Source organism: Pontibacter liquoris (genome assembly GCF_022758235.1).
GTDB classification, from domain to species: domain Bacteria; phylum Bacteroidota; class Bacteroidia; order Cytophagales; family Hymenobacteraceae; genus Pontibacter; species Pontibacter liquoris.
Genome location: NZ_JALEBG010000002.1, coordinates 677,102 through 702,626 on the forward strand (window position 1 = coordinate 677,102; position 25,525 = coordinate 702,626).

Below are 25,525 nucleotides of genomic sequence, written 5' to 3' on the forward strand. Positions count from 1 at the left end.
AAAGAATACCTTCGTCCTAACCAGTAGCATATGAATTTTACAAGGCTGTCTTCCTTTATCAGGGACTACTTCATTGCTATCTTCTCTTTCCTGCTCATCTTTCTTTTAACGCTTTTCATTTACTCTGAAACTAAAAAGAAGGCCGAGGAGCGGAGCGCCAAGCTGTTCCATGTGCGGGCCGCCCAGGTAACCGAATCCATTAATGCCCGGGTGCAGGATTATGTGCAGATACTGGTGGGAGCCCGTGCGCTCTTTATTTCATCCGACACCGTAGAACGCCGGGATTGGCAGGCCTACTATAAAGGGCTGAACCTGGAGCAGAACTACCCCGGCATACAAGGCATTGGCTATACTTACTTTGTGCAGCCCAAGGAACTGAAGTCGTTTGAGCAGCGGATGCGGGCCGATGGCCTGGCCAATTTCAGTATTTATCCTGCCGACCCACGCAGCATTTACTCCGCCATTATTTACCTGGAGCCGCAGGACAGCCGCAACCAGAAAGCCATCGGGTACGACATGTTCAGCGAGCCCGTACGCCAGTCGGCCATGCGCATGGCCCGCGACACCCGGCAGCCGACGATGTCTAACAAAGTGCGCCTGGTGCAGGAAAATGGCAAAAACGAGCAGGCCGGGTTTCTGATCTACCTGCCGGTGTATAAGCATAAAAGTGAACCGGAGTCCATACAGCAGCGGCAGCAGCTTATAAAAGGCTTTGTATACAGCCCGTTCCGGGCCAAAGACCTGTTTGAATCCATTCTGGGGGATGATTACAACGACCTGGATATAGAGCTATACGACGGCAACAACTTAGGGAAAGAAAACCTGCTATTTAGTACCAGCTCCACGCTTTATGCCCTGCAGGCCCGCAAGCGGCAATATTACGAACTCAGCACCATCTCGATCGGCAATAATAACTGGCGCGTGTTTGTATCGAGCAAGCAGGCCTTCATCAGCTCGGCTGATGCCGACCTGCCTTATTTTATACTTTGGGGCGGCAGCATTATCAGCTTGCTGATGTTCTTTATTGTCTGGTCGCTGTCCAACTCGCGGCGCTCCAACCGCCTGAAGCAAACCATTACAGACAATGCCACGGCCGCCCTGTTTATGATGGATGCGGACGGCTACTGTACCTTTATGAACCCGGCAGCCGAGGAAATGACGGGCTATCTGTTTGAGGAGATCCGGGCAAAGCCGCTGCACGAGATGATCCACCACCACCACCCGGATGGGAGGCCTTACCCTACGGAGGAATGCCCGATTGACAGAGCCTTGCCTACCAACAACAGCATGCGCGCGCACGAAGATGTGTTTATCCGCAAAGATGGTACTTTCTTTAACGTAACCGTAGCCGCCCGACCGATTATGGAGAATGGCGTGCCGACAGCTACCATTATTGAGGCGCGCGACATTACGGACGAGAAACGAGCCCAGCTGGCCATTATCGAAAGCGAGGCCCGCTTCCGGACCATGGCCGATAATGCTCCTGTTATGATCTGGGTGGGCGATACCTGGGGCGAATGCCTGTATGTGAACAGGCAATGGACAGAATTCTCCGGCTGTACGTTTGAAGAAAGCTTAAGCCTGGGCTGGCGGGCTGTGGTATCGGTAGAGGAAATGCAAAGCTATTCCGATGCCTTTAAGAACGCGATTGCGCATAAAGCACCCTTTAAAATAGAAATGCTCATGCGCCGCCATGATGGCGAGTGGCGCTGGGTGATGAATTCGGCCATGCCGCGCTTTGGCGGCGACGGCGAATTCTTAGGCTATATCGGCTCTGTGCTGGATATTACAGAGATCAAACAGGCAGAGCAGAAAGTGAAGCAGAATGCAGAGCTGTTGCAGAAGCTATTCCTGGAAGTGCCGGCGCTGGTGGGCCTGGTGCGGGCATCGGATTACAAGTATGTGCTGGCCAACCCGGTTTACCGGCAGCTTTATGGCAACCGCCCGCTGGTGGGCAAAACCATTTACGAGGCCCATACGGAGATTGAAGGCGCAGGCTTTTTTGAAAAGCTCAATGAGGTATTTAAAACCGGGGTGCCTTTTAGCGGCCAGGAAGTGCATACCACCATCGATCGTTTGAGCACCGGCGAGCATACCGAAGCATATTTTAACTTGGTATACCAGCCTTTGCTGGATGCCAGCCAGAAAGTGGAGGCCGTGCTGGTGTTTGCCGTGGAGGTAACCGAGCTGGTAGCCGCCCGCCGAAAGCTGCTGCGCGCTAACGATGAGCTGAGCGAGAAAAACACGGAACTGCAGCGCATCAACAACGACCTGGATAACTTCGTCTACACCGCCTCGCACGATCTGAAGTCGCCAATAGCCAACATGGAAGGGCTGATAACGCTGCTGCGCGACATACTGGAAGATAAGCTGGGTGCCGAAGACGGGCAGATCCTGCGGATGGTCGGCAGCTCGATCGATAAGCTGAAGCAGACCATTGCCGACCTGACCGAAATTACCAAAGTGCAGAAAGATCTGCAGTCGGAAGTGGAGCCGCTCTCGTTTGGAATGGTGCTCACAGACGTAAAAACCGATGTGGAGCGGATGGTGCAGGAGTCCGGCGCCCGTATTATCACCGATTTCCAGGTAGATACCATCCTGTATACGCGCAAGAACTTGCGCAGCATCCTTTATAACCTGGTCTCCAACGCCATCAAGTATAAATCGCCGGAGCGCACGCCCGAAGTATACCTGCGCACTTACCAGCAGGATAACTACGTGGTGCTGGAAGTGGCCGACAACGGCCTGGGCATTAAAAAGCAGCAGCAGCACAAGCTCTTCAGCATGTTTAAGCGCCTGCACACCCACGTAGAAGGTACCGGCATCGGTCTCTACATTGTAAAGCGCATCATCGAGAACAACGGCGGCCGCATTGAGGTGGAAAGCGAACTGGGCAAAGGCACCACGTTTAAAACATACTTTAAACAGCAGCCCGAACCGGTGCAGGTATAAACTCCCGGGTATAAGCCCGGCGGGTTTTAAAGCCTGACGAGCATGCTCTCTGGTCCCGCCAAATTATCAAGCATCCGTATAAAAACTGACCTTTTCACGCCCGTTTTTTGTTCTGATTAGCTGCACTTACCCTATTCTGAAAGGCGCAGTTTTTCCTTTATTTTACCCAAACAACGCCTAACAAAAAACGACCAACGACAACGAATGGCCAAGATAAAAACATCCTATTTCTGCCAGAACTGCGGCGCGCAATCCGCCAAATGGATCGGCAAATGCCCTGCCTGCGGCGAGTGGAACACCTATGTGGAAGAAGTAGTGCAGCGCGAGGAGGTAACCCCGACAACGGCCTGGAAAGTAGGCAGTAGCTCGGCGCAGGTGTCCAGCAAACCCAAGCCTATTGCCGATATTACTTACCGCGAAGAGCAGCGCATCCAGACCCAGGACCAGGAACTTAACCGCGTGCTGGGCGGCGGCATTGTGCCAGGCTCCATGGTGCTAATCGGCGGTGAGCCCGGCATTGGCAAAAGTACGCTGATGCTGCAGATTGCCCTGAGCCTGACCAGCCTGCGCGTGCTCTATGTGAGCGGCGAGGAAAGCGAGCAGCAGATTAAAATGCGGGCCGAGCGCCTGGTGGCCCAAACCTCCGACTGCTTTATCCTGACGGAGACCGGTACCCAGAACATTTTCAAGCAGATAGAGCAGCTGCGCCCGCAGGTGCTGGTTATCGACTCGATCCAGACGCTGCACTCCTCTTTTATAGAGGCTGGCGCGGGCAGTGTGAGCCAGGTGCGCGAGTGTACCGCCGAGCTGCTCAAGTTTGCCAAAGAGAGCGGCACGCCGGTATTCCTGATCGGCCACATCACCAAAGAGGGCAACCTGGCGGGCCCCAAGATCTTGGAGCACATGGTCGATACGGTACTCACCTTCGAAGGCGACCGCCACATGACCTACCGCATCCTGCGCACCACTAAAAACCGCTTTGGCTCCACCTCGGAGCTGGGTATTTACGAAATGCTGGGCTCCGGCCTGCGCGAGGTGAGCAACCCTTCGGAGATCCTGATCTCGCAACGAGAAGATGCGTTTAGCGGCATAGCCATTGGCGGCACGCTGGAGGGCAACCGGCCGCTCCTGATCGAGGTGCAGAGCCTCGTAAGCCCGGCCACCTACGGCACCCCGCAGCGCACCAGCACCGGTTTTGATGCCAAGCGCCTGAACATGCTGCTGGCTGTGCTCGAAAAACGGGGCGGCTACCGCCTGGGCACGCAGGACGTGTTTCTGAACATTGCCGGCGGCCTGAAAGTGGAGGACCCCGCCCTGGACCTGGCCGTATGCGCCTCTATCCTTTCCTCGTTCGAGGAAATGCCGATCCCGTCTACGGCCTGTTTTGCAGCCGAAGTAGGCCTGGGAGGTGAGGTGCGCGCCGTAAACCGTGTAGAGAACCGCATCACCGAAGCCGAAAAGCTGGGCTTCACTGATATCTATATTTCCAAGTATAACAAGAAAGGGATGGACCTGAGCAAGTTCTCCATCAACATACACGCGTTTGGCCGGTTAGAGGAGGTATTTACCAGCCTGTTCGGGTAAGCCCCCGGGGGCCGGGCAAAGCGCTCTGTACCGCCTTTGTACTAAGGTTTATAAACCAGTAAGTATAAAAAAAGACACCTGCAGGCGGGTGTCTTTTTTTATGCCTGCCTTGGGCGTAATGTTTCCTGCTTAATAACCGTGGCCTGTTTTGCTGCGTATTTAAAATCTCCCCCCTCCGTATTTCTGCGGAGCGGGAAAGCAGGATTTTTTTAAGTGTTACATACCTTCTTTAACCAGCAAACTTATGGCATTGATTCACAAAAAAGACATTGAGAAGCTTCTTCATGTACAGAACAGTACACAGAATGCCTTGTGTATCTCTATTTTCATCCCTACTCACCGCGCCGGCAAAGAAACCCTGAACGGCCAGGACCACATTCTGTTTAAGAACAAGGTACGGGAGGCAAAAGCCCTGCTGGAACGGCACGATGTGCCGGAAACCGAAATAGAGCAATACCTGAAGCCTGCCGAAGAGCTGCTCAACGATACCAACTTCTGGCGCCACCAGGCCGAAGGACTGGCCGTGTTTATCACCAAAGGATTTGCTGCCCATTATACTCTGCCGTTCACGATGCCCGACGTCGTGTATGTGCTGAACCAGTTTTATTTTACGCCGCTGCTGCCGCTGCTGAGCCAGAACGGCCGCTTTTTTGTCCTATGCCTCAACCGCGACAAGGTCGGCTTTTATGAGGCTACGCTGGAGAAAATGCGCCCCATCGATATCAGTGGCTTTGCACCGGAGAGCCTGAGCAAGGCGCTTAGATTCGATGTGCGCGGCAACGATCAGGACTTTACCACCAGCACCACCACTGTAAACGGTACGAATATTGTGCATGGGCCGGGCTCTACTAAAGGAGACGAAGAGCACGAGCGCGTGCGGGAGTTTGTGAACGAGCTGGACAATGGCTTGCAAACTATTCTGCATGATGCGCACGAGCCGCTGGTGCTGGCCGGGGTAGACCACTACTGCGCTCTTTACCGCAAGTTTAGCAAGTATAAGAACATTGTGCCGCAGAACGTGCCCGTAGATGAGAATGCCGACCTGAATAACACGCAGGCCCTACATGAAAAGGCCCTGGCCCTGGTAAAGCCGCTGATGCAGCAGAACCATATCGACTCGTTGGATCGCTACCAGAACGTGGCCGGCACCGGGGTGACTTCCGAAGATATTGCTACCGTGGCTGCCGAGGCTGTGCATGGCCGGGTCGATACCTTGTTCATTGCGCCGGGCCAGCCGGTGTGGGGTACCTACAACAGCGTCGCTGCCGTGGCCGAGATTCATGACGAGTACCAGCGCGGCGATGATGATCTGGTAAACCTGGCAGCCGTGAAAACGCTTTCGCAGGGAGGGAAGGTGTTTGTCAGCAACTACAACGGCATGGGCGAAGTAAGCGACAACGGCACCAACGTAAAGGCGCTTTTCAGGTACTAAACCGGTAGGGTTTTGCCCTTTTATACTTAAACATGTACATTAGTGGAGGCAGCCTGTGTGGCTGCCTCTTTGCTTTCCGGTTAGAGAGCTCTTTAGCCGCGTTTGTTCCCTATACTTCATGCCGCACCTCACTGACGGGCTTAACTTTATTTCGAAACTCACGCCCCTGCGGGTGCTCAATGCGCTGCAGGTGGTGGGCAGTTATGTGCTCTCCAAGACAACGGGTAGGGCCAGGCACTGGGGGCATCCCATTAGTATCTCGCTGGAACCCACCACCTCCTGCAACCTGCGCTGCCCCGAGTGCCCTAGTGGCCTTCGATCCTTTACCCGCCCCACGGGCATGCTGGAGGCAGCGCTTTTCCGCCAGACAATCGATCAGTTGCACCGCCGTCTGCTATACCTCATATTTTACTTCCAGGGCGAGCCTTACCTGCACCGGCATTTTCTGGAGCTGGTTGCCTATGCCTCGGCAAAAGGCCTTTATACAGCCACTTCCACCAATGCCCATTACCTGGATGATGACACAGCCCGCCGCACGGTGGTCTCCGGCCTGGATCGCCTGATCATCTCCATCGACGGCACCACGCAGGAAACGTACGCGGCTTACCGGGTGGGCGGCAAGCTGGCGAAAGTGCTGGAGGGTACCCGCAATGTGGTGAAATGGAAAAAAATGCTGAAATCGAAAACACCGCACATCATGTTTCAGTTTTTGGTAGTGCGGCCTAACGAGCACCAGTTGGATGACGTACAGCAACTGGCACAGGAGTTGGGTGTGGATGAGGTAGTATTTAAAACGGCACAGATCTATGATTATGCCCAAGGTTCTCCGCTTATCCCCACCATCGACTATTATTCGCGGTACCGCAACGAGGGCAATGGCCGCTACTCGGTTAAGAATAAGCTGCTCAACCACTGCTGGAAAATGTGGCACTCCTGCGTGGTTACCTGGGACGGCCTGGTAGTGCCCTGCTGCTTTGACAAGGATGCCGAATACCGGCAGGGCGACCTGAAGCAGCAAACCTTTGCGCAGGTATGGCGCGGCCCTGCTTACAGGCAGTTCCGCCAAAGTTTGCTGCGCGGGCGCGCTGAGATTGAAATGTGCAGAAATTGCACTGAAGGTACCAAAGTATGGGCCTAAGTAAGTAAAATGAAGTATACGGTATGACAGATATAAATAAGTCCCTGGGGCTGCTGCTGGACAAGCTCCAGAACTGGGGGCAGCACATTTTTTTAATGCTGCCCAACATCTTTGTGGCTCTGCTGGTGCTGATCGCCACGTTTGTTGTAGCCCGGCTCGTGCGCAATACCATGGACCGGGTTTTCCGGCGTTTTTCACACAGCGCGGCGCTTATCAATCTGTTCACCACCCTGGTCTATATTGCCGTTTTGATCGTAGGCTTCTTTTTTGTGCTCAGCGTGCTGCAGCTCGACAAAGTGGTGCTCTCGCTGCTTGCCGGAGTTGGTATTATCGGGCTGGCCCTGGGCTTTGCCTTTCAGGATATTGCCGCTAACTTTATCTCCGGTGTGATCATTGCCGTGCAAAAGCCTTTTAAAGTAGGCGACATGATCGAGACAAACGATTATTTCGGGGTGATCGAGCGCATTACCCTGCGCACTATCGACATCCGGCAGACAACGGGCGAGCTGGTGCTGCTGCCCAACAAAATGGTGTTCGAGAACCCGCTGACCAATTTCTCGGCTAGTGGCACCCGTAGGATCGATCTGGAAGTGGGCGTCTCGTATGCTGAAGACCTGGAACAGGTGCAGCAGGTGGTGATAGAGGCGCTGGAGGACGTGAAGAACCGCGTGAAGACGAAAGACGTGGAAGTGATGTTTGATGCCTTTGGCGACAGCGCCATCAATTTTAAAGCCCGCTTCTGGGTAAGTTACCACCGGCAGGCAGATTATGTGCTTGCTAAAAGCGATGCCATCATCCGCATCAAGAAAGCCTTCGATGCCCGCGATATACTTATCCCCTTCCCGATCCGTACGCTGGACTTTGCCATAAAGGGCGGCGATAAACTAAGCGATCAGCTACAGGCTGCATCGGTAAACGGAAAGAAAGGACAGCAAACAGGCGAAAACAACCACTAAGCATATAAAAACAGCCAGGCCGGGGCTATCCTATAGCTCCGGCCTGGCTGCTTTCAAAGGTCTTTGTGCTTATTTGTCTTTCTTATCCAGGTTTTTGCCCAGGTCTTCTACCTGCTTTAAGTAGGCGTCTACCTTCGCGTCGGCATAGGGGCCATAGGAGTTGGAGATAGTGCCTTTCCGACCTGTGTTGGTTTCGATGGCATATAGTATCGACATATCGTCCGGATTGCTTTCGCCTTCAAACCGGTAGTGGTCCACAATGCGCACCTGATCCGGCGAAAAAGTTTCCTTATCGGTCATGTTGCAAAGCTTTCCTTCATCCGACACTTGGAAGTCGGTCTTAAAGCCATCTTTGAACAGGCGGTTCTGCACGTTTACCAGAGATCTTTCTTCTACTTTATCTTGCATAGCATATTAGTTTAGGGTTCTAACTTCAGGTATAGAACTATACGCAAAACCAGGCTTAAGATATACAAAGTAAGAAATTAATAGCGCCTTTGCGCATCTCCGGGGCAGGCGTTCAGGCGCGCTTGCTGCAGTTAGCGGAGCTGCGCTTTCTTCTCCAGGTCCTTTTGTATTTTGTTGAAATCGATGGTGGCACAGCCACTGCAGCCGCTCACGCAGTTGCCTTTCAGGGAAAAGCTGCGGTACACCAGGCGCCCCATATAAACCAATGCGGCGAGAAAGAGAAGGAGAATGAAAATGTGCTGTGCCATATATTTTACAACTATAGCGAAGTATAAAAAGTTTACTTAAGCGTCTTTGTTCCAGTGTTCGGCAATGGTGGCGAGCATTTCGGCATGGATGGCGCCATTGCTGGCTACCACTTCGCGGCCGAAAACATAATCGCCCCCTTCGGTAAATTTGGACACATGGCCTCCCGCCTCCTGCACGATCAGCACGCCCGCAGCCACATCCCAGGAATTCAGGTTATACTCAAAAAAGCCCTCTACGCGGCCGCAGGCCACATACACCAGGTCCAGGGCAGCGGAGCCCAGCCGGCGCACGCCATGCGAGTTGTTCATAAAGCCGGCCATTATCTGCAGGTATTGCTGCATCAGGTTAAAGTCGTAATACGGAAAGCCGGTGGCAATCAGGGCATCTTTCAGCGCCGTGGCCGCCGATACATGGATCGGGTTGTCGTTTAAGAACGCGCCGCCACCTTTAAAAGCCGAAAAGCATTCGTCGCGATTCGGGTCGTATACTACGCCCAGCACCACCTCGGCACCATCTGTCAGGCCCACGCTTACGCAGTAAACAGGCAGGCCGTGGGTGAAGTTGGTCGTGCCGTCCAGCGGGTCGATGATCCAGTTATAGCGCTCGCCCAGGGTAGAAGCGGTTTCTTCTTCGGTAACAAAGCCTGCTTCGGGCAGCAGCTTCCGGAGTCCTTCCACCAACTTCTCTTCTGCCTGCTTGTCCACGTACGATACCAGATCGTTAAAGCCCTTCTTCTCCACTTTGGAGCGGTCAAAATTACGGGCTTCATTCAAAATAAAGGAGCCTGTGCTGCGGGCAAGTATGTTCAGGTTCTGCGAAAGCTGGCTGAGGTTCATAGGGAAGGTTTATACTTGTTTTTTATCGAAGACAATGGATGCAGGATAAAAGAATGCTGGACAAAAGACAAAGGACTTTTTGAAGTATAAATCCAAGCCGGCCGAAGCCAATGGCTTTAAAGTATAACGCAGGCCAGGTTCAATTTACTCTTCTCTGTTTTAAAATCCTTTGTCCTTCGTCACCCTGTCTTTTGTCTGGCGTTATTTGCCCTGCTGTTTGTTGTGCGCTTGTACCTACGCAAACGCGCGACACGGCGCCGGGTTTAATCGCTGTTTTTAGCCGGCACGCCTCTGCGCGCAAACGCCATGATTACGGCAGAGCCAAAGAGCAGCAGGGTGGCCCATAAGGCGCTGTGCCCAATGTACTCGCCTGTGCGGCTGTAAAACGTCATCTGCTGGTTCGAGCGAATCGTATCGCGCAGGGATGCCTGCACCCACCAGCCGGAGCGCTTTACGATCTCGCCTTTCTGGTTGATAAAGGCCGAGATGCCGGTATTGGCCGAGCGGGCTACGCTACGGCGCGTTTCGATGGCTCGCAAAGTGGCATACTGCAGATGCTGCTTATAACCCGGCGAGTCGCTCCACCAGCCATCATTGGTAAACACAAAGATCATACTGGCGCCGTTGCGCACATACTCCGACACATAGTCGCCATAGATGGACTCGTAGCAGATAACGGGCGCCGCGCTTATACTTGGCTGCGGTTTGTAGGTAAACACGTCGCGCGTGTCCTGGCTGCCGACCGACCCTACCGTGCCGCCCAGGTCGATGGCCAGCGGCCCCAGGAACTTGAAGAACTGCGGATAAGGCAGCTTCTCCACGCCGGGCACTAGCTTAGACTTATGATACAGGTCTATCCGGCCGGCCGTGTTGATGTGGATGCCTGCATTAAAGGAGTCGTAGTAGCCAAAGCCTTCCAGGTGGCGCACCGTGGGGCTGGCATCTTTGTTATCGCCGTAAAAAGTATAGGTGTCGATGCCGGCTACCAGCTCCAGGCCCGGGTGGCGCTGCAGGAATTGCTTTAATTGCTGAATGGCCGGGTACGAGTCCATGCGTTCCTCCCAGAAACCCTCGTCGATGCGCAGCGAAGTTTCGGGCCATACCACGAATTTGGTGTTGGGCGTAAGCTGCTTTTCTGACAGGCTGATAAGGCGCGCCATCTGCTCGGGGTAGGGAATAAAGTTATCGAGGCTGGTGTATTTTTCGTGATACGGGTCGATGTTGGGCTGCACCACCACTACTTCCACCTCCTGCCCCTGCTCCTTGTAGTTAGCAAGTATGGCGTAAGAGATCGCAATCGGGACAAGTATAAGCAAGAGCGGCAGCACCATTTTTTTCCAGGCCACAGGCTGTTGCGGATATTGCCGCACAGCCTGAAAAAAGAGCACGTTTACTGCCAGCACCCACACCGAGCCGCCCAGAAAACCGGTATACTCATACCACTGTACCCATTGGTTTAGCGTGGCAAAGCCATTGCCCAGCGTGAGCCAGGGCCACGAAAGGTCCCAGCTGAGGTGAAACTGCTCAAAAGCCACCCAGTAAACGATAAACGAAAGATAGCCGATGGTGCGCCCCAGGTACTTCTTGGTAAAATAAAAAGCCATCACAGGGGCGCTCTGGAAAAGGGCGTTAAACACCACGGCCGCAATGCCGCCGGGCAAAGTGGAGTGCATTACCCACCAGGTGGTAAACAGGTTCCAGAACAGCAGCGCCAGGTAGCTATACTTAAAAAAAGTAAAGCCAGGCGATTTGTGCTTCTGCTGCGCCACGATCAGGTGCTCCATGTACAGCAGCGGCACCAGCCCGAAGAACAGGAAAAAAGCCAGCGGCTTTACCGGCCAGCCCAGCCAGAGGATCACCCCGGTAGCCAGGGCCAGCAGCGGAAGTATAAAGCGGCTATTTACAACCCTGAACCACCACGACGAATTCGCCCTTGATTGCTTTGGTTGTGAAGAGATGGATAAGTTCATCTAGGGTACCGTTTAGGGTTTCTTCAAACATTTTAGAGATTTCACGTGAAACAGAGGCGTAGCGCTCCCCGCCGAAATACTCTTTAAACTGGGTCAGTGTTTTGAGCAGGCGGTGCGGCGACTCATAAAAGATCATGGTGCGCTCCTCTGCGGCCAGGCTTTGCAGGCGCGTCTGGCGGCCTTTTTTAACAGGCAGAAACCCCTCGAAGGTAAAACGGTCGGTGCTGAAGCCGGATTTTACCAGCGCCGGCACAAAGGCCGTTGCTCCCGGCAGGCACTCAATTTTGAGGTCGTGCTTGAGGCACTCGCGCACCAGGTAAAAACCCGGGTCTGAAATGCCGGGCGTGCCCGCATCCGAGATCAGGGCCATCACCTCGCCTGCCTTCAGCCTGTCCACCAAATGGGCGGTAGCTTTGTGCTCGTTGTGGAGGTGGTGGCTGTGCATGCGCTTTTCAATGCCCAGGTGGTGCAGCAGCTTGCCGCTGGTGCGCGTGTCCTCGGCCAGTATCACATCCACTTCTTTGAGCACGCGGATGGCGCGCAACGTGATATCCTCCAGGTTGCCGATGGGCGTGGGCACCAAGTATAAGTTTGTCTTTTCCTGTTCCTGCATAAGACAAAGATACTATAAAATGAGTTCTGAGTCGCGCGTTCGGAGTTAAAGAGGAGAAGTAACCCGGAAGCCAGAACTTATGATTCGGAACTCTTCATGTTGTCGTAGATCGCATCGATGCGCTGGGCCAGTTGGCGGTCTTTTGCTGTTACCGTGTTGCCGGCATCATGGGTGGTAAGTTCTATTTCGACCTTGTTGTACACGTTGCTCCACCACGGGTGATGGTTGAGGGTTTCGGCCTCGTCGGCCACCTGGTTCATAAACGCCATGGCCTGCCTGAAATCCTTGAAGGTGAGGCTGCGTGTTAACTTGTTCTCTTTTTCCTGCCACATAGTGCCGTTTGTTTTGGGTGATTTATACGTGCCGGCCAATGAAACTATAAAACCAGGTGCCCGGGCCGGCGTATGAATAAGACTGCTTTTACGGGCAGCCACGAACTATAAAGCTACAAAACCCATGGAAAACAAACCAGAATCTTTGCCTGCACAGGAGCAGGAAAAACAGCCGGGCGATCAGTACAAGATGAAGCCGGAGCCGGAAGTGATCCGCAAATCCTATAAAGGAAGCGAGAAGTTACAGAACAAAGTAGCCCTGATTACGGGGGGCGATAGCGGCATAGGACGCTCGGTGGCCGTGCATTTTGCCCGCGAAGGCGCCGATGTGGCTATTGTGTACCTCAACGAAAACAAAGATGCCCAGGACACGAAAAAGCTGGTGGAAAAAGAAGGCCGCAAATGCCTGATTATCGCCGGCGATGTGGGCGACGAGGCGTTTTGCCAGCAGGCGGTGCAACAGGCCGTCAGCGAATTGGGCAAGCTGGACATCCTGGTGAATAATGCCGCCGAGCAGCATGAGCAGCAGGACCTGAAAGATATCACCAAAGAACAGCTGCAGCGCACGTTCCAGACGAATATTTTCGGGATGTTTTACGTGACAAAAGCGGCCCTGGAACACCTGCCCGAAGGCAGCTGCATTATCAATACCACCTCCATTACCTCGTATCGCGGCAGTGAACACCTGATGGATTATGCCTCTACCAAAGGAGCCATTACGGCCTTTACGCGCTCGCTTTCAGGTAACCTGGCCGAAAAGAAGATCCGCGTCAACGCGGTGGCACCGGGCCCGATCTGGACACCCCTCATTCCGGCCTCTTTTGATGCCAAAAAGGTGAAGGAATTCGGTCAGGATACGCCCATGAAGCGCCCGGGACAACCCTCCGAAGTAGCGCCCGCTTATGTGTTCCTGGCCTCAGAAGATGCCTCCTATATTACGGGCCAGGTGATCCATATAAACGGCGGCTCGCAGATCGGATCTTAAGGGCAGGGCTGAACCCAAAAGGCAAAAAAGAAGTAAAACCATACTACAAGCATCCGTTTGAGGGTGCACTTAAATAAAACGATAACGTTATGGCTGAAGATAAAAACCAGGAAAACAAAGCCTCTTTAAAGGGGCAGTCGCCGCAGGAGCGGCCCGTACGCGTGATAGAAGACGACACCAGCGAGGAGGAAATGCGCATGGGCCATATTATACCCGGCGCCGATCCGCCGAAGAACGAACACCAGCGCGGCGGCTTTGGTAACCGCGACGGCAAAGAGGGCTTCGGCAGCGACACCGCCTCCGAAGGACCATCTGCCACCGGCGTAAACGACTACGCCGACGACGGCACGCCCCCGCCGGACAACATGCGCACCGATACAGAAGGCCGCGGCACCTGAGCTAAAGTATAAAGCAAGGCCGAAACTCCCGTTAAAGGCTGCTTCGGCAATTTTTTCATTTAAAGAAGGAGGATATCATGCCATCATATAAGCACACCAAACCTAGCGGTGAAAACCACGGAAGCCCCTCGCAGACAGGGCAGGACAAGGCCGCAGGCGGCAAGCCTGTTGATGCCGGCCAGAGCCGCAAGGAAAACGAGAAGCTGAAGGACAAGTATACCGAAGGGCCGGATACACCGGCAGCAAATGTAAAGACCAACAACCCGAACCGTAACCTCGACAAGCCCGGGCTGGATGACAACAAGTATAACTAGTTACCAGGAAATCAAAACAGATTTATAGAAAATAGCACCTGCCCTTGCAGGTGCTATTTTTATACTACCTTTGGCAATCGCCCGCTGCGGCAACCCAATGAAAGTATAACCGAACGTATGGCTCGTTACGCCTTAACCGATATTCACGGCTGCGCCCGTACCCTGAAAGCAATGGTGGAGGAGCAGCTAAAGCTCCAGAAAACGGATGAGCTTTATATTCTGGGAGACCTTGTGAACAAAGGCCCCGATAGCAAAGGCGTCATCGACTTCATCCTGCATCTCCAGGCGCAGCGCTACCAGGTATTGTGCCTGCGCGGCAACCACGACCAGATGTTGCTGAAAGCCGCCAAAAATGGCCCCAAAGACCTGCGGCTTACCCAAACAGAAAAAGAACTGGTGTTGCAGAGCTTTGCTATTGCAGATTTTGAGCACCTGCCCAAAAAGTATGTCCGGTTCTTAAAAGAGCTCCCCTACTACTTCGAGCTGCCGGATTACTACCTGGTGCATGCCGGTTTTGACTTTAAGCAGGACGATATCTTCCGGGATAAAGATGCCATGCTCAACATACGGGGCTATGAGGTGGACTGGAGCAAGATCAGTAACAAGAAACTCCTGCACGGCCACACGCCTACCGCTCTGCATAGTATAAAAAAAGGCATCAGCCACAAAGATGGCCGCCTGAACCTCGACGCTGGCTGCGTATACTACCGCAATGCCGCCTACGGCAACCTGGTAGCCCTGGACCTGGACACGCAGGCGCTCTACGTGCAGCCCAATGTGGACCGACCTTACGCTGTCGCTCGCAAAAGTTAATTTCCATAGCCGCAGAATTCATCCTTTCAGCCTCAAACAAAGCCAGGGACTGCTCACTCAAGGTATAGCCTGAAGTAGCCCCTGGCTTTGCTGTTTTTATACTTTCTGCTGCCTGTGGCGGCTACATAAATCCGGCACCACGTGGCGGCCCGTATATAAACTCCCCAAACGTTGGTTTATTTAGCCACATACGTTAATTTTGAGGGCTTTATCTAAACCTTAGAACTGATGCAAAAAGACACTGCTATATTTGACCTGATCGCCCAGGAAAAAGCTCGCCAGACGCATGGTATTGAGCTGATTGCCTCTGAAAACTTTGTTTCGGAACAGGTTATGCGCGCCATGGGCAGCGAAATGACAAACAAGTATGCCGAAGGCCTGCCGGGCAAGCGGTATTATGGCGGTTGTGAGATCGTGGATCAGGCCGAGCAGCTGGCCATCGACCGTGCCAAAGAACTCTTCGGGGTAGAATGGGTGAACGTGCAGCCGCACTCCGGTGCGCAGGCCAATGCCGCCGTGATGCTGGCTGTGCTGCAGCCAGGCGATAAGATTCTGGGTTTTGACCTGTCGCATGGCGGCCACCTGACACACGGCTCGCCGGTTAACTTTTCTGGTAAACTGTACAGCCCTTCGTTTTATGGCGTAGAAAAAGAGACCGGCCTCATCGACTGGGATAAAGTTGCCGAAGCAGCCCGCCGCGAGCAGCCGAAGCTCATCATTTGCGGTGCCTCGGCTTACAGCCGCGACTGGAACTATAAAAAACTGCGCGAGGCTGCCGACGAAGTAGGCGCCCTGCTGCTGGCCGACATTTCGCACCCTTCCGGCCTTATCGCCCGCGGGTTGCTCAACAATCCTTTTGAGTATTGCCATATTGTTACCACCACCACGCATAAAACCCTGCGCGGCCCACGTGGCGGCATGATTATGATGGGCAAGGACTTTGAAAATCCTTTCGGTTTGAAAACGCCCAAAGGCGAAACCCGCATGATGTCGTCTGTACTGGATGGCGCCGTTTTCCCGGGTACACAGGGCGGGCCGCTGGAGCACGTGATCGCTGCTAAAGCTGTCTCTTTCTTCGAAGCTCTTTCTGACGAGTACCTGGCCTATGTAAAGCAGGTGCAGCAAAATGCGCAGGCCATGGCCAAAGCATTTTTAGACCGCGGCTACGATATTATTTCTGGCGGTACAGACAACCACATGATGCTCATCGACCTGCGCTCCAAGGGCCTTACAGGCAAGTTGGCCGAGAACACGCTGGTAAAAGCCGACATCACCATCAACAAGAACATGGTGCCTTTCGACGATAAATCGCCGTTTGTGACCTCGGGTATGCGCGTAGGCACAGCTGCCATTACCACGCGTGGCCTGAAAGAAAGCGACATGGTGCGCATAGTGGAGTTGATTGATACAGTGCTGATGAACCACGACAACGAGGAGAAGATCAGTGCCGTGCGCCAGGAAGTAAACAACTGGATGCAGCAGTATCCTTTATTTGCAGAGTAATTAAACAGCTTTAGAGCCCTTATGATGGATCAGGTGGATCAACGGTATATCGGAGAAAAAGAGGAAGAAGTGCACAAAGAGATGTCTTTTGTAGACCATCTCGAAGAGTTGCGCTGGCATATCATCAGGGCAGTAGGATCTATTGTGGTGTTTGCAACGGCCGCTTTTCTGGCCAAGGGGTTTGTGTTCCATGATATCATCCTAGGCCCTTCGCGGCCTGATTTCCTGAGCTACCGGCTGCTGTGCCGGTTAGGCCAGCAGATCGGCTCTTCGGCCCTGTGCATCGATAAGCTGGGCTTTACGATCCAGAGCCGCGAAATGAGCGGCCAGCTGACCATGCACATCATGGCCTCGCTCATCATCGGCCTGGCCTGTGCCTTTCCGTATGCATTCTGGGAGATCTGGCGCTTTATCCGGCCTGGCCTTTACTCTCAGGAACGTAAAAGCTCGGAGGGCGCCGTGTTCTTCGTGTCCATCCTGTTTGCCATGGGCCTGTGCTTTGGCTACTTTCTGGTGGCGCCGATTTCCATTAACTTCCTGGCAGGTTACCAGGTCGATCCGTCTATTACCAACCAGTTCGACCTTTCGTCCTACGTATCCACGCTCACGACTCTTTGCCTTGCCTGCGCCTTTATGTTCGAGATGCCGGTTGTCGTGTTTTTCCTGACAAAGGCTGGCCTGGTTACGCCGGAGTTCATGAAACTATACCGCCGCCATGCCATCATCGTGATCCTGGTTATTGCCGCCATTATCACACCGCCGGACGTGATCAGCCAAATGATGGTGGGCTTGCCGCTGTTGCTGCTCTACGAGGTAAGTATCGGCGTATCGAGCCACATCCGCAAGAGTGATATCAAACGCTTAAACAAAGAAAATACAACCAATAATGGCCTATAAAATCGCAATCGGAGGAGACCACGCCGGTTATACATACAAAGGGATGCTGAAAGAGGTGCTGGCCCAGCTGGGGCACCAGGTACAGGATTTCGGACCGAATTCCGATGCTTCAGTGGATTACCCGGACCATGTGCACCCGCTGGCTAAAGCCGTTGTTAACAAAGAAGTCGATTTCGGCATCCTGATCTGTGGCAGCGGCAATGGCGTGGCTATTACGGCAAACAAGTATGCGCAAATACGTGCAGCCCTGTGCTGGAAAACAGAGCTGGCCAAATTGGCCCGCGAGCATAACGATGCCAACGTGCTCTGCATTCCGGCCCGTTTTGTATCTGAGCAGGAAGCAGCCGACATGGTCCGCATCTTTCTGAGCACCGCTTTTGAAGGCGGCCGCCATCAGACCCGCGTGGATAAGATCGCCAACTGCTAACAAGAAACAGGGTGCCGGCGCGGTAAAACATGTGTGGCGCCCACCTATACTATAAAAACCAGAAGTGCGCAGTTCCGGTAGCAATGGTTATACCTTGCCCGGGGCTGCGCACTTTTTTATACTTGTGCAGGAGGTGTTTCAGGCAAGTATAGCGGGTTAAGCTGCGACTGCCTGCAGGAAGTTTATCGCAGGCCTTTTAGCGCGTTAAGCGGTAAATGCCTTCGTGATCAGTGGTGGGTTTATACTTGCCGAAAACAGCCGGTAGTTTATACTGCAGCTCCGGCATCAGGCCCGCTTTATCCACAATATAAGCCGGGGTTTCGCTCCGGAAATTCTTCAGAATATCAAACACAGCCTGGTACTCCGACAGGTTGCCAAAGTGGCCTTGCGCAATTTGCCAGTTCAGGTATGGCGTAACGGGTTTGTTATGGATATAATAGCCGATGTCGTTACCCAGCACCAGCACCGTGGTATTTTGTATGGCCGTAGCAGGCGCCTGGGGCAGCAGCAGAGCCGATTCGTCTATTTTGATAAAGCGGTTGAGGTGCAGCAGTTCCCGGTAGCGCAGCACCAGCACCCCGGCCAGCACCAGCACAAAGACTAGGTTCAGCAGCCAGGCTTTGCGGCCCGATACGAAAAAGTACTCGCTGAAATAAGCGATCGGAGGCAGCACCACCACAAACGTACCTGTCGAGATCTCGGGTCTTGTAAAAACCAGGAGCAGGCTTGTAAACAGCCACACCCACATAACCTGCTGAAATTTAACCTGAAACACGAGCCGCTGCGGCAGCGAAAGCATGCTCATAAAGGAGAGTACTAACAGCAGCGCCGGCAGGCACATGAATTTGGCAATATGCGCAGGCGGCACGATAAAGTTCACCTTCAGCTGCCATGGCTGGAACAGGTGCAGCGTGACGAACTCCTCCAGCGCACCGGTATAAAGATAATATGTTACCAGCAAGGCATACGGAAACGCAAAGCCGCACAGCATGAGTAAAAAGCTGCGGAACGTGCTGGAGGCAAAAAAGATAACGGCAAAAGCCCCTACTACCAGAAACAGCGCTAGCGGCAGGTAACTGAGCGCGGCCAGGCCGATCATAAAACCGCCCACAAACAAGCGGTTGTTCTCAAAACCTTCGCGCGAGACCGTCACAATGTAGGGCAGTGAGAGTATAATGAACGTATTGCCGATGAGCAGCGGCGAGAGCATGCTGAACTCCAGCGAGAGGCTGCCCAGCACCAGGTAAAGCAACGCCGGCAGGTAATTTTTGCTGGCATACACGCTCAGGCGGTTCAGGGTAACATTAAACACCACCGCCTGCAGCAGCAGCAGCACCAGGGCTACCGCACGGTAAGTCAGAAAAGAGCGCCCCGCCAGCAGGTCGACCAGCCAGTATACCAGTGCCGATAGCGGCGCCGTGTTATCATAGATCTGGCGGTACATAGCAAAGCCATCGGCCAACCGTTCGCCTACCAGCATGTGCAGCAACTCCGGCAGGGTAGCCGCAATGCCCGTTAAGAGCAACGGCACCTGTAACCCCAGAAATAGCAGAACCAGCGAAGTAAGCCGGGAAGGGAGTATGCTGCGGAAGTAACTAATCAAGGAAAGACGGTGTTAGAAGAAATTGGACGAGACATTTGCCTTGCTTGAAATGAGTAAGGCCCTTTTGGGGTAAAAATGCGAAATTAATATGATATTTGCAGCTTCGTATGGAAAGTAAAAGACAACAGAAGTTTTCGCGCCTGATCCAGAGGGAATTGGCCGACATATTTCAGAAGGAAGTGCCGCACCTGTTTAATGGTGCTTATATATCCGTGAGTGTGGTGCGGGTATCGCCTGACCTGGGCCTTGCCCGGGTATACCTGAGCGTGATGATGGCCCCCAGTGCCGAAGCTGTGCTGCTGGAGGTGCGGGTAAATACCAAAACCATCCGCCACCTGCTGGCCCAGCGCATCAAAAGCCAGGTGCGCATCATTCCGGCCCTTAATTTTTACCTGGACGACAGCGCTGAGTATGCCGCCCACATGGATCAGATCTTTAATAAACTCGATATCCCGCCAGCTGATGAGAACGAAGGCGTGGACGATGAAACATACCCTAACTAGCAAGCGCGCTACCCCTCACCCTTATGCAGTACGATCCTATCAAGCGGGTTCTTGGCGATGTATTTAACAAGACCCCGTTTCTGCGCCGTGTTTTTTATAACCTCCTCGACCTGCTGCTGCTGCGCACCTGGCATGTGCACAAAGAGCTGCGCACCTGGGCAGCCGGCCGGCGCGACAAAGAGCAGCATATTTTAGATGCCGGCTCCGGCTTCGGGCAGTATACGTATTACCTTTCCGGCATGAGCAGCAAGTGGAATGTGCTGGCCGTGGATGTAAAGGAAGAACAGATATCGGACAGCAACATCTTTATCAGGGCCATTGGCCGCCACAATGTGTTGTTCCGTATCGGCGATCTGGTGCAATACCGCGAGCCCGACCATTACGACCTGATCCTGTCGGTGGATGTGATGGAGCATATTCTGGAAGACGTGGAGGTGTTCCGTAACTTTCAGGCATCGTTGCGCCCGGGCGGTATGCTGCTCATCTCCACGCCTTCAGACCAGGGCGGCTCGGATGTGCATGGCGATGACGAAACATCGTTTATAGAGGAGCACGTTCGCGATGGCTACAACATCCGCGAGATAGAAGATAAACTCCGGCTGGCCGGCTTCCGGAAAGTGGAAGCGCGCTATTCGTATGGCAAACCGGGGCAGATCTCCTGGCGCCTGTCAATGAAATACCCGATGCTGCTGCTCAACACGTCCAAACTATTCTTTGTGGTTCTGCCGTTCTATTACCTGGTCACGTTTCCATTCAGCTTGCTACTAAACTGGCTGGATGTAAATGGCAAACACCCGTCCGGCACCGGCCTGATCGTGAAAGCCTGGAAGTAGTTTAATAGTTGGATTGTTGGTTGTTAAATTGTTGCCTCAACATGTGTAAAGCTCACGCAGATAGTACTAAAATTTAGCTATTTAACAATCTGACCATTTAACCATCAGCAATCAAAAATGAACGTCCCTTTTCTGATAGCGAAGCGATATTTCTTCTCCAGGAAGAAGAGGAACATCATCAGCATTATTTCCAACATTGCCATGATCGGCGTGGCGGTGGGCACCATGGCCCTGATCGTGGTGCTCTCGGTGTTTAACGGCCTGGAAGACCTGATCCGCGAGATCTACTCCAGCTTTGATCCGGACCTGAAGATCTCGGCTGCAGAAGGTAAATCGTTTGAGACCGATACCGAGTTTATGAACCGCATCCGCCATACGCCCGGTGTGCTGGTGGTGTCGGAAGTGATCGAAGACAACGCCCTGCTGCGCTACAACGACCGCCAGATGGTGGTGAAGGTAAAAGGCGTAAGCGACAATTTCTTTCAGCAGAACAAGATCGACTCGGCGGTGGTGGAAGGCCACAGCCAGCTGACCCTCAACGACACGTATTATGCCTTGGTGGGGCGCGGGGTGCAGTACCAGCTCTCCATCCGGCCGACCAACAAGTTTGTGCCGCTGCAGTTCCTCTACCCGCGCAACGCCAAGTTTAACCCGCTCAACCCCGAAGGCGCTTTTAACAGCATGAACATTGCCCCCGGCGGCATTTTTGCCATCGAGCGGCAGTATGACGATGCCTATGTGTTTGTGCCCCTTAACTTTGCCGAAGAATTGCTGGAGTATGGCCGCCGCCGCACATCGCTGGAAATTAAGGTGGATGAGGCCTATAGCACGGAGCAGGTAAAGCGCTCGCTGCAGGAAATACTCGGCAGCAAATTTAAAGTGCAGAACTCCGATGAGCAGCACACTAGCCTGCTGCGGGCCGTGAAGGTGGAGAAGCTGTTTGTGTTCGTCACCTTTGCCTTTATCCTCTTTATCGCCTCGCTTAACATCTTCTTCTCTCTTTCCATGCTCGTGATCGACAAGAAGAAAGACATTGCCATACTTGCTTCCATGGGAGCTACGGCCAAAACCATCCGCAATATCTTTTTGCTGGAGGGCGCACTAGTGGCCTGTATCGGGGCCGCTTATGGCCTAACGGCCGGCATGCTGGTGTGCAACCTGCAGCAGGCTTTCGGGCTGGTAAGTATGGGCATGGCCACCTCGGTGGTAGAAGCTTACCCGGTAAAAATGCAGGTGCAGGATTTTGTACTCACCGGGCTGGCCATTATCCTCATCACGCTGCTCGTTTCGGTGCGGCCGGCGCGCAAAGCGGCCGCCATGTCGGTTACCGAAAACCTGTAGCAGCGGCCATACTTGCCAATTCCCTTTTTTGTAGAGACAGATCGCGACCCGTTCAATCGCTTCACAACCAATCCGCCTGCATCAGGATTTACAGGACTTTATACTTGTAGCGAAGCCATATGTGGCGTCTTACCTTCGCTGCTGCATCGATTGGCCGTTGCGCGGACAGGCCGCGCCCTGTGCCGGCGGGCAGGTATAACCGGGCAGGCAAGTATAACTTTTTTTCTTCGCTTATACTTGCGGCAAATTCACGCTGATGCTGAACAACCAACCCCGCCGGCTGTTGCTTCAAAGATTTGGCAAACGGCGCTCCCAGACCCGGGAAAAGGCTTCTGCCAGGTAGGAAATGAACATGTTTGGGATTATATTTGAAGTCCTAAAATTGTCTTTGGCATGAAAGTATACACCACCCAGCCTTTTCAGGTAGTATACTCGTTGTTTGAGCACGAGTACCTGGGTTACCTGTTTGAGTCATTTGTGGTGCAGATAAACACCCGGGGGCAACTAACGCTCCAGCACCAGAACATCTCGGCCAAAAATGCCGAAGAGTTCGCCTCCCGCCTCGATGCCAACGATTTTAAACTCATCCCGCTCATCGACCAGGTGCAGCAGGATGCCGTGCTGAAACGCTTTTCTTCTAAAAAAGTATCGCCCGTCGATTTCTTCCTGAAAGTGTACGATCCGGAGAAAGGCGACAAGGCGCTGCAGGAAAACATCAGCCACTACATACAGGGGCGCATGGGCAAGATTCTGGAGCTGCTGCGCAATAAGATGACCTTTATTATGGGCAAGGATGGCGAGCCGACCTGGAAGCGCGTGCAGCTGGCCCCGGAGCGCGCCTCGGTGCTGTTCCATTTTATGCGCAACGCCGACAACACCCACTACTTCCCGACCCTGAAATATGCCGGCCAGAAGCTCGAGTTCCAGTACCGCAATGCGGCGCTGATCTGCTACGAACCGGCCTGGCTGCTGCTCAATGATACAATTTATAGTTTTGAAAAAGCGGTAGACGGCAAAAAGCTGCAGCCCTTCCTGAATAAAAAGTTTATTGTGGTGCCCCGCTCGGTAGAAGAGAACTACTACAGCAAATTTGTGGCCCCGCTGGTCGAGTCGTTCGATGTGCATCCCAAAGGCTTTGCCATCCAGACTGAGAAGTATGAGCCAAGTCCTTTTCTGACCTTTACAGAGATGAAAGGCTCGGATGGCGCAGCTCTTCAGAAACCGGAAAGAGGCGCCGTGAACAACGATAAGATTCTCTTCGACCTCTCCTTCCGGTATGGCGATTACATGGTGCCGTCCGAGGAAGCCAAGCGCATCAGCGTAAGTATGGAGAAAACAGCCGACTCCTATATCTTCCATAAGCTGGTCCGGGATGTGAACCGCGAAAAGGAGTTTGTGAAGGAACTGGGCAAGCGCGCCCTGGAGGTGAAAAGCGGCAAAGCCCTCCTGGACAAGAGCCATGCCTTTGCCTGGCTCAACAGCAACCTGCAGGAACTCGAGCAGCTTGGCTTCAGCGTGCAGCAGGGAGCGCACAGCGGTAAGGATTATTTTATCGGCGAGGTGTCGGTTAATGTGGGCATCACCGAAACAAACGACTGGTTTGATATTTACGGTACCGTGCACTTTGGCGAGTTTGCCATTCCGTTCATCAAGCTCAAAAACCATATCCTGACCAAAAACAACGAGTTTACGTTGCCCAACGGCCAGATCGCCATTATACCCGAAGAGTGGTTTACCCAATACATTGAGCTGTTTGCTTTTTCGGAAGGCGACGACCAGCTGACCCTTAAAAAGCATCACATGGCGCTGGTAAACGACCTGCAGGAGGGCCAATTGGCCACGGTAACCCTGACGCGGAAACTGGAAAAGCTGCGCACTTTCGAAACCATTGAAGACCAGCCTATGCCGGCTGGTTTTATCGGCGAGCTGCGGCCCTACCAGAAAGCGGGCTACAACTGGCTGCATTTTGTGCAAAGCTACAAGTTTGGTGGATGCCTGGCCGACGATATGGGCTTGGGCAAAACCATCCAGACGCTGGCCATGCTGCAACACCGCAAAGAAAACGAAGCCAATGCTGCCTCGCTGCTGGTGATGCCTACCTCGCTGGTGTATAACTGGATGAACGAGGCCCAGAAGTTTACGCCCCACCTGCGCATCCTCAACTATACAGGCACGTACCGCGACAAGAACGTGGCGCTGTTCGAAGAGTATGACGTGGTGCTGACTTCCTACGGCATTGTGCGCCTGGACACCGAGCTGCTCGAATCCTACTACTTCGACTACATCATCCTCGACGAGTCGCAGGCCATCAAGAACCCCAACTCCAGCACGTCGCGTGCGGTGCGTTCGCTTAAGTCGCGGCACCGGCTTATCCTTACCGGCACGCCGGTAGAGAACAGCACCATGGATTTGTGGTCGCAGATGTCGTTCATTAACCCGGGTTTGCTGGGCAACCAGCACTTTTTCCGCAACGAGTTCCTCCGGCCCATCGAGAAAGAGAAAGACGAGGCGAAAACACGCAAGCTACACGCCCTTATTAAGCCATTTATACTTCGGAGGCACAAATCGCAGGTGGCCAAAGAGCTGCCCGAAAAGATCGAGAACACCACCTTCTGCAAAATGACCGAAGAGCAGGAGCATGCCTACGAGGAAACCAAATCCTACTACCGCAACAAGATCCTGACCAACCTGGAAGAGCACGGGCCGGGCAACACGCAGTTTATGCTCTTGCAGGGCCTGACCAAGCTGCGCCAGATTGCCAATCACCCGCTGATGACGGACCCCGGCTACGAAGGCGAGTCCGGAAAGCTGAAAGAAGTGGTGCGTATGACGCGCAATGTAGTGGGCAAAGGCCACAAAGTTCTTATATTCAGCCAGTTTGTAAAGCACCTCGAGATTGTGCGCCAGGCCCTGGACGAGAAAGAGATCACATATGCTTACCTGGATGGCAACACCAAGAACCGGCAGGCGCAGGTAGAGCTTTTCCAAAATGATAAAAGCATCCAGGTATTCCTGATCTCGCTCAAAGCAGGCGGCGTGGGCCTGAACCTGACAGCGGCCGACTATGTATTTATACTTGACCCTTGGTGGAACCCGGCCGTTGAGGCGCAGGCTGTGGACCGGGCGCACCGCATCGGCCAACAGAACACGGTGTTTACCTACAAGTTCATCACCAAAGACACGGTAGAGGAAAAGATACTGGCCCTGCAAAGCCGCAAGATCCAGCTCGTAAACGACCTGATCAGCACCGACGAAACCATTATCAAGAGCCTGACCAAAGAGGATATCGACAACCTGCTGAGTTAAGTGTTAATTGTTAAATTATTGATTGTTAAATAACTGGTTGGTTAAATGGTAGATGCCCGTAACAAGTATGAA

Annotated in this window: 23 protein-coding genes; 16 read left to right on the forward strand and 7 right to left on the reverse strand. The window is 53.4% G+C overall.

Features of this window, described 5'->3' with window-relative positions; translation table 11 throughout:
- The first annotated feature begins 30 nt into the window (after positions 1 to 30).
- The 5 genes from LWL52_RS16200 (at position 31) to LWL52_RS16220 (ending at position 8,062) form a co-directional block, all read left to right on the forward strand.
- On the forward strand, positions 31 to 2,952 hold the full coding sequence (locus LWL52_RS16200) for a CHASE domain-containing protein (protein WP_242921799.1): 2,922 nt from the start codon (positions 31 to 33) through the stop codon (positions 2,950 to 2,952).
- Between the two features lie 204 nt (positions 2,953 to 3,156).
- The gene (gene radA, locus LWL52_RS16205; protein WP_242921801.1) at positions 3,157 to 4,536 is read left to right on the forward strand and encodes a DNA repair protein RadA; all 1,380 of its coding nucleotides are present in this window, start codon (positions 3,157 to 3,159) and stop codon (positions 4,534 to 4,536) included.
- A 244-nt stretch (positions 4,537 to 4,780) separates the two neighbouring features.
- Positions 4,781 to 5,968, forward strand: coding sequence for a baeRF7 domain-containing protein (locus LWL52_RS16210; RefSeq protein WP_242921803.1), 1,188 nt, complete (start codon positions 4,781 to 4,783; stop codon positions 5,966 to 5,968).
- Between the two features lie 118 nt (positions 5,969 to 6,086).
- Positions 6,087 to 7,106 (forward strand): SPASM domain-containing protein, encoded by a 1,020-nt coding sequence (locus LWL52_RS16215; protein ID WP_242921805.1) that lies wholly within the window; start codon positions 6,087 to 6,089, stop codon positions 7,104 to 7,106.
- Between the two features lie 23 nt (positions 7,107 to 7,129).
- The gene (locus LWL52_RS16220) at positions 7,130 to 8,062 is read left to right on the forward strand and encodes a mechanosensitive ion channel family protein (RefSeq protein ID WP_242921807.1); all 933 of its coding nucleotides are present in this window, start codon (positions 7,130 to 7,132) and stop codon (positions 8,060 to 8,062) included.
- Positions 8,063 to 8,131: 69 nt separating this feature from the next.
- On the opposite strand, the gene LWL52_RS16225 is transcribed toward LWL52_RS16220, so the two are convergent.
- The 6 genes from LWL52_RS16225 to LWL52_RS16250 all read right to left on the reverse strand — a co-directional run bounded on the left by LWL52_RS16225 (position 8,132) and on the right by LWL52_RS16250 (position 12,530).
- Positions 8,132 to 8,470 (reverse strand): hypothetical protein, encoded by a 339-nt coding sequence (locus LWL52_RS16225; RefSeq protein ID WP_242921809.1) that lies wholly within the window; start codon positions 8,468 to 8,470, stop codon positions 8,132 to 8,134.
- Between the two features lie 131 nt (positions 8,471 to 8,601).
- Positions 8,602 to 8,778 (reverse strand): hypothetical protein, encoded by a 177-nt coding sequence (locus LWL52_RS16230; protein ID WP_242921811.1) that lies wholly within the window; start codon positions 8,776 to 8,778, stop codon positions 8,602 to 8,604.
- Positions 8,779 to 8,814: 36 nt separating this feature from the next.
- Entirely contained in the window at positions 8,815 to 9,615 is an 801-nt protein-coding gene (locus LWL52_RS16235) for an inositol monophosphatase family protein (RefSeq protein ID WP_242921814.1), read from the reverse strand.
- A gap of 263 nt (positions 9,616 to 9,878) precedes the next feature.
- On the reverse strand, positions 9,879 to 11,585 hold the full coding sequence (gene lnt, locus LWL52_RS16240; protein WP_242921816.1) for an apolipoprotein N-acyltransferase: 1,707 nt from the start codon (positions 11,583 to 11,585) through the stop codon (positions 9,879 to 9,881).
- Complete coding sequence (gene rsmI / locus LWL52_RS16245; protein ID WP_242921818.1) at positions 11,512 to 12,198, reverse strand: 16S rRNA (cytidine(1402)-2'-O)-methyltransferase; 687 nt, start codon at positions 12,196 to 12,198, stop codon at positions 11,512 to 11,514. The genes lnt and rsmI overlap by 74 nt, the downstream gene beginning before the upstream one ends.
- A 77-nt stretch (positions 12,199 to 12,275) precedes the next feature.
- Positions 12,276 to 12,530, reverse strand: a complete 255-nt coding sequence (locus tag LWL52_RS16250) for a 4a-hydroxytetrahydrobiopterin dehydratase (protein ID WP_242921820.1) — start codon at positions 12,528 to 12,530, stop codon at positions 12,276 to 12,278.
- Between the two features lie 124 nt (positions 12,531 to 12,654).
- On the opposite strand from LWL52_RS16250, the gene LWL52_RS16255 reads away from it, so the two are divergent.
- From LWL52_RS16255 to rpiB, 7 genes are all read left to right on the forward strand, one after another.
- Positions 12,655 to 13,515 (forward strand): SDR family oxidoreductase, encoded by an 861-nt coding sequence (locus LWL52_RS16255; protein WP_242921822.1) that lies wholly within the window; start codon positions 12,655 to 12,657, stop codon positions 13,513 to 13,515.
- Positions 13,516 to 13,604: 89 nt separating this feature from the next.
- Positions 13,605 to 13,913, forward strand: a complete 309-nt coding sequence (locus LWL52_RS16260) for a hypothetical protein (RefSeq protein WP_242921824.1) — start codon at positions 13,605 to 13,607, stop codon at positions 13,911 to 13,913.
- A gap of 77 nt (positions 13,914 to 13,990) precedes the next feature.
- Positions 13,991 to 14,227, forward strand: a complete 237-nt coding sequence (locus tag LWL52_RS16265; protein WP_242921826.1) for a hypothetical protein — start codon at positions 13,991 to 13,993, stop codon at positions 14,225 to 14,227.
- 117 nt (positions 14,228 to 14,344) lie between these two features.
- A complete protein-coding gene (locus tag LWL52_RS16270) occupies positions 14,345 to 15,040 on the forward strand; it encodes a metallophosphoesterase (protein ID WP_242921828.1) in 696 nt (231 codons plus the stop codon).
- A 228-nt stretch (positions 15,041 to 15,268) separates the two neighbouring features.
- Positions 15,269 to 16,543 carry a serine hydroxymethyltransferase gene (gene glyA, locus LWL52_RS16275; protein ID WP_242921830.1) on the forward strand — a complete coding sequence of 425 codons (1,275 nt, stop codon included), beginning with the start codon at positions 15,269 to 15,271 and terminating at the stop codon, positions 16,541 to 16,543.
- 21 nt (positions 16,544 to 16,564) lie between these two features.
- The gene (gene tatC, locus LWL52_RS16280; protein WP_242921837.1) at positions 16,565 to 17,440 is read left to right on the forward strand and encodes a twin-arginine translocase subunit TatC; all 876 of its coding nucleotides are present in this window, start codon (positions 16,565 to 16,567) and stop codon (positions 17,438 to 17,440) included.
- Positions 17,430 to 17,867, forward strand: a complete 438-nt coding sequence (gene rpiB / locus LWL52_RS16285) for a ribose 5-phosphate isomerase B (RefSeq protein ID WP_242921839.1) — start codon at positions 17,430 to 17,432, stop codon at positions 17,865 to 17,867. The genes tatC and rpiB overlap by 11 nt, the downstream gene beginning before the upstream one ends.
- A 196-nt stretch (positions 17,868 to 18,063) precedes the next feature.
- Here the strand turns inward: rpiB and LWL52_RS16290 are convergent, their stop codons facing one another.
- Positions 18,064 to 19,470 carry a hypothetical protein gene (locus LWL52_RS16290; protein ID WP_242921841.1) on the reverse strand — a complete coding sequence of 469 codons (1,407 nt, stop codon included), beginning with the start codon at positions 19,468 to 19,470 and terminating at the stop codon, positions 18,064 to 18,066.
- A 107-nt stretch (positions 19,471 to 19,577) separates the two neighbouring features.
- On the opposite strand from LWL52_RS16290, the gene rbfA reads away from it, so the two are divergent.
- From rbfA to LWL52_RS16310, 4 genes are all read left to right on the forward strand, one after another.
- Positions 19,578 to 19,973, forward strand: coding sequence for a 30S ribosome-binding factor RbfA (gene rbfA / locus LWL52_RS16295; protein WP_242921843.1), 396 nt, complete (start codon positions 19,578 to 19,580; stop codon positions 19,971 to 19,973).
- A 23-nt stretch (positions 19,974 to 19,996) separates the two neighbouring features.
- A complete protein-coding gene (locus LWL52_RS16300) occupies positions 19,997 to 20,806 on the forward strand; it encodes a class I SAM-dependent methyltransferase (RefSeq protein WP_242921845.1) in 810 nt (269 codons plus the stop codon).
- A 117-nt stretch (positions 20,807 to 20,923) separates the two neighbouring features.
- Entirely contained in the window at positions 20,924 to 22,147 is a 1,224-nt protein-coding gene (locus tag LWL52_RS16305) for an ABC transporter permease (protein WP_242921847.1), read from the forward strand.
- A gap of 393 nt (positions 22,148 to 22,540) precedes the next feature.
- Positions 22,541 to 25,453 carry a DEAD/DEAH box helicase gene (locus LWL52_RS16310; RefSeq protein WP_242921855.1) on the forward strand — a complete coding sequence of 971 codons (2,913 nt, stop codon included), beginning with the start codon at positions 22,541 to 22,543 and terminating at the stop codon, positions 25,451 to 25,453.
- Positions 25,454 to 25,525: the final 72 nt, after the last annotated feature.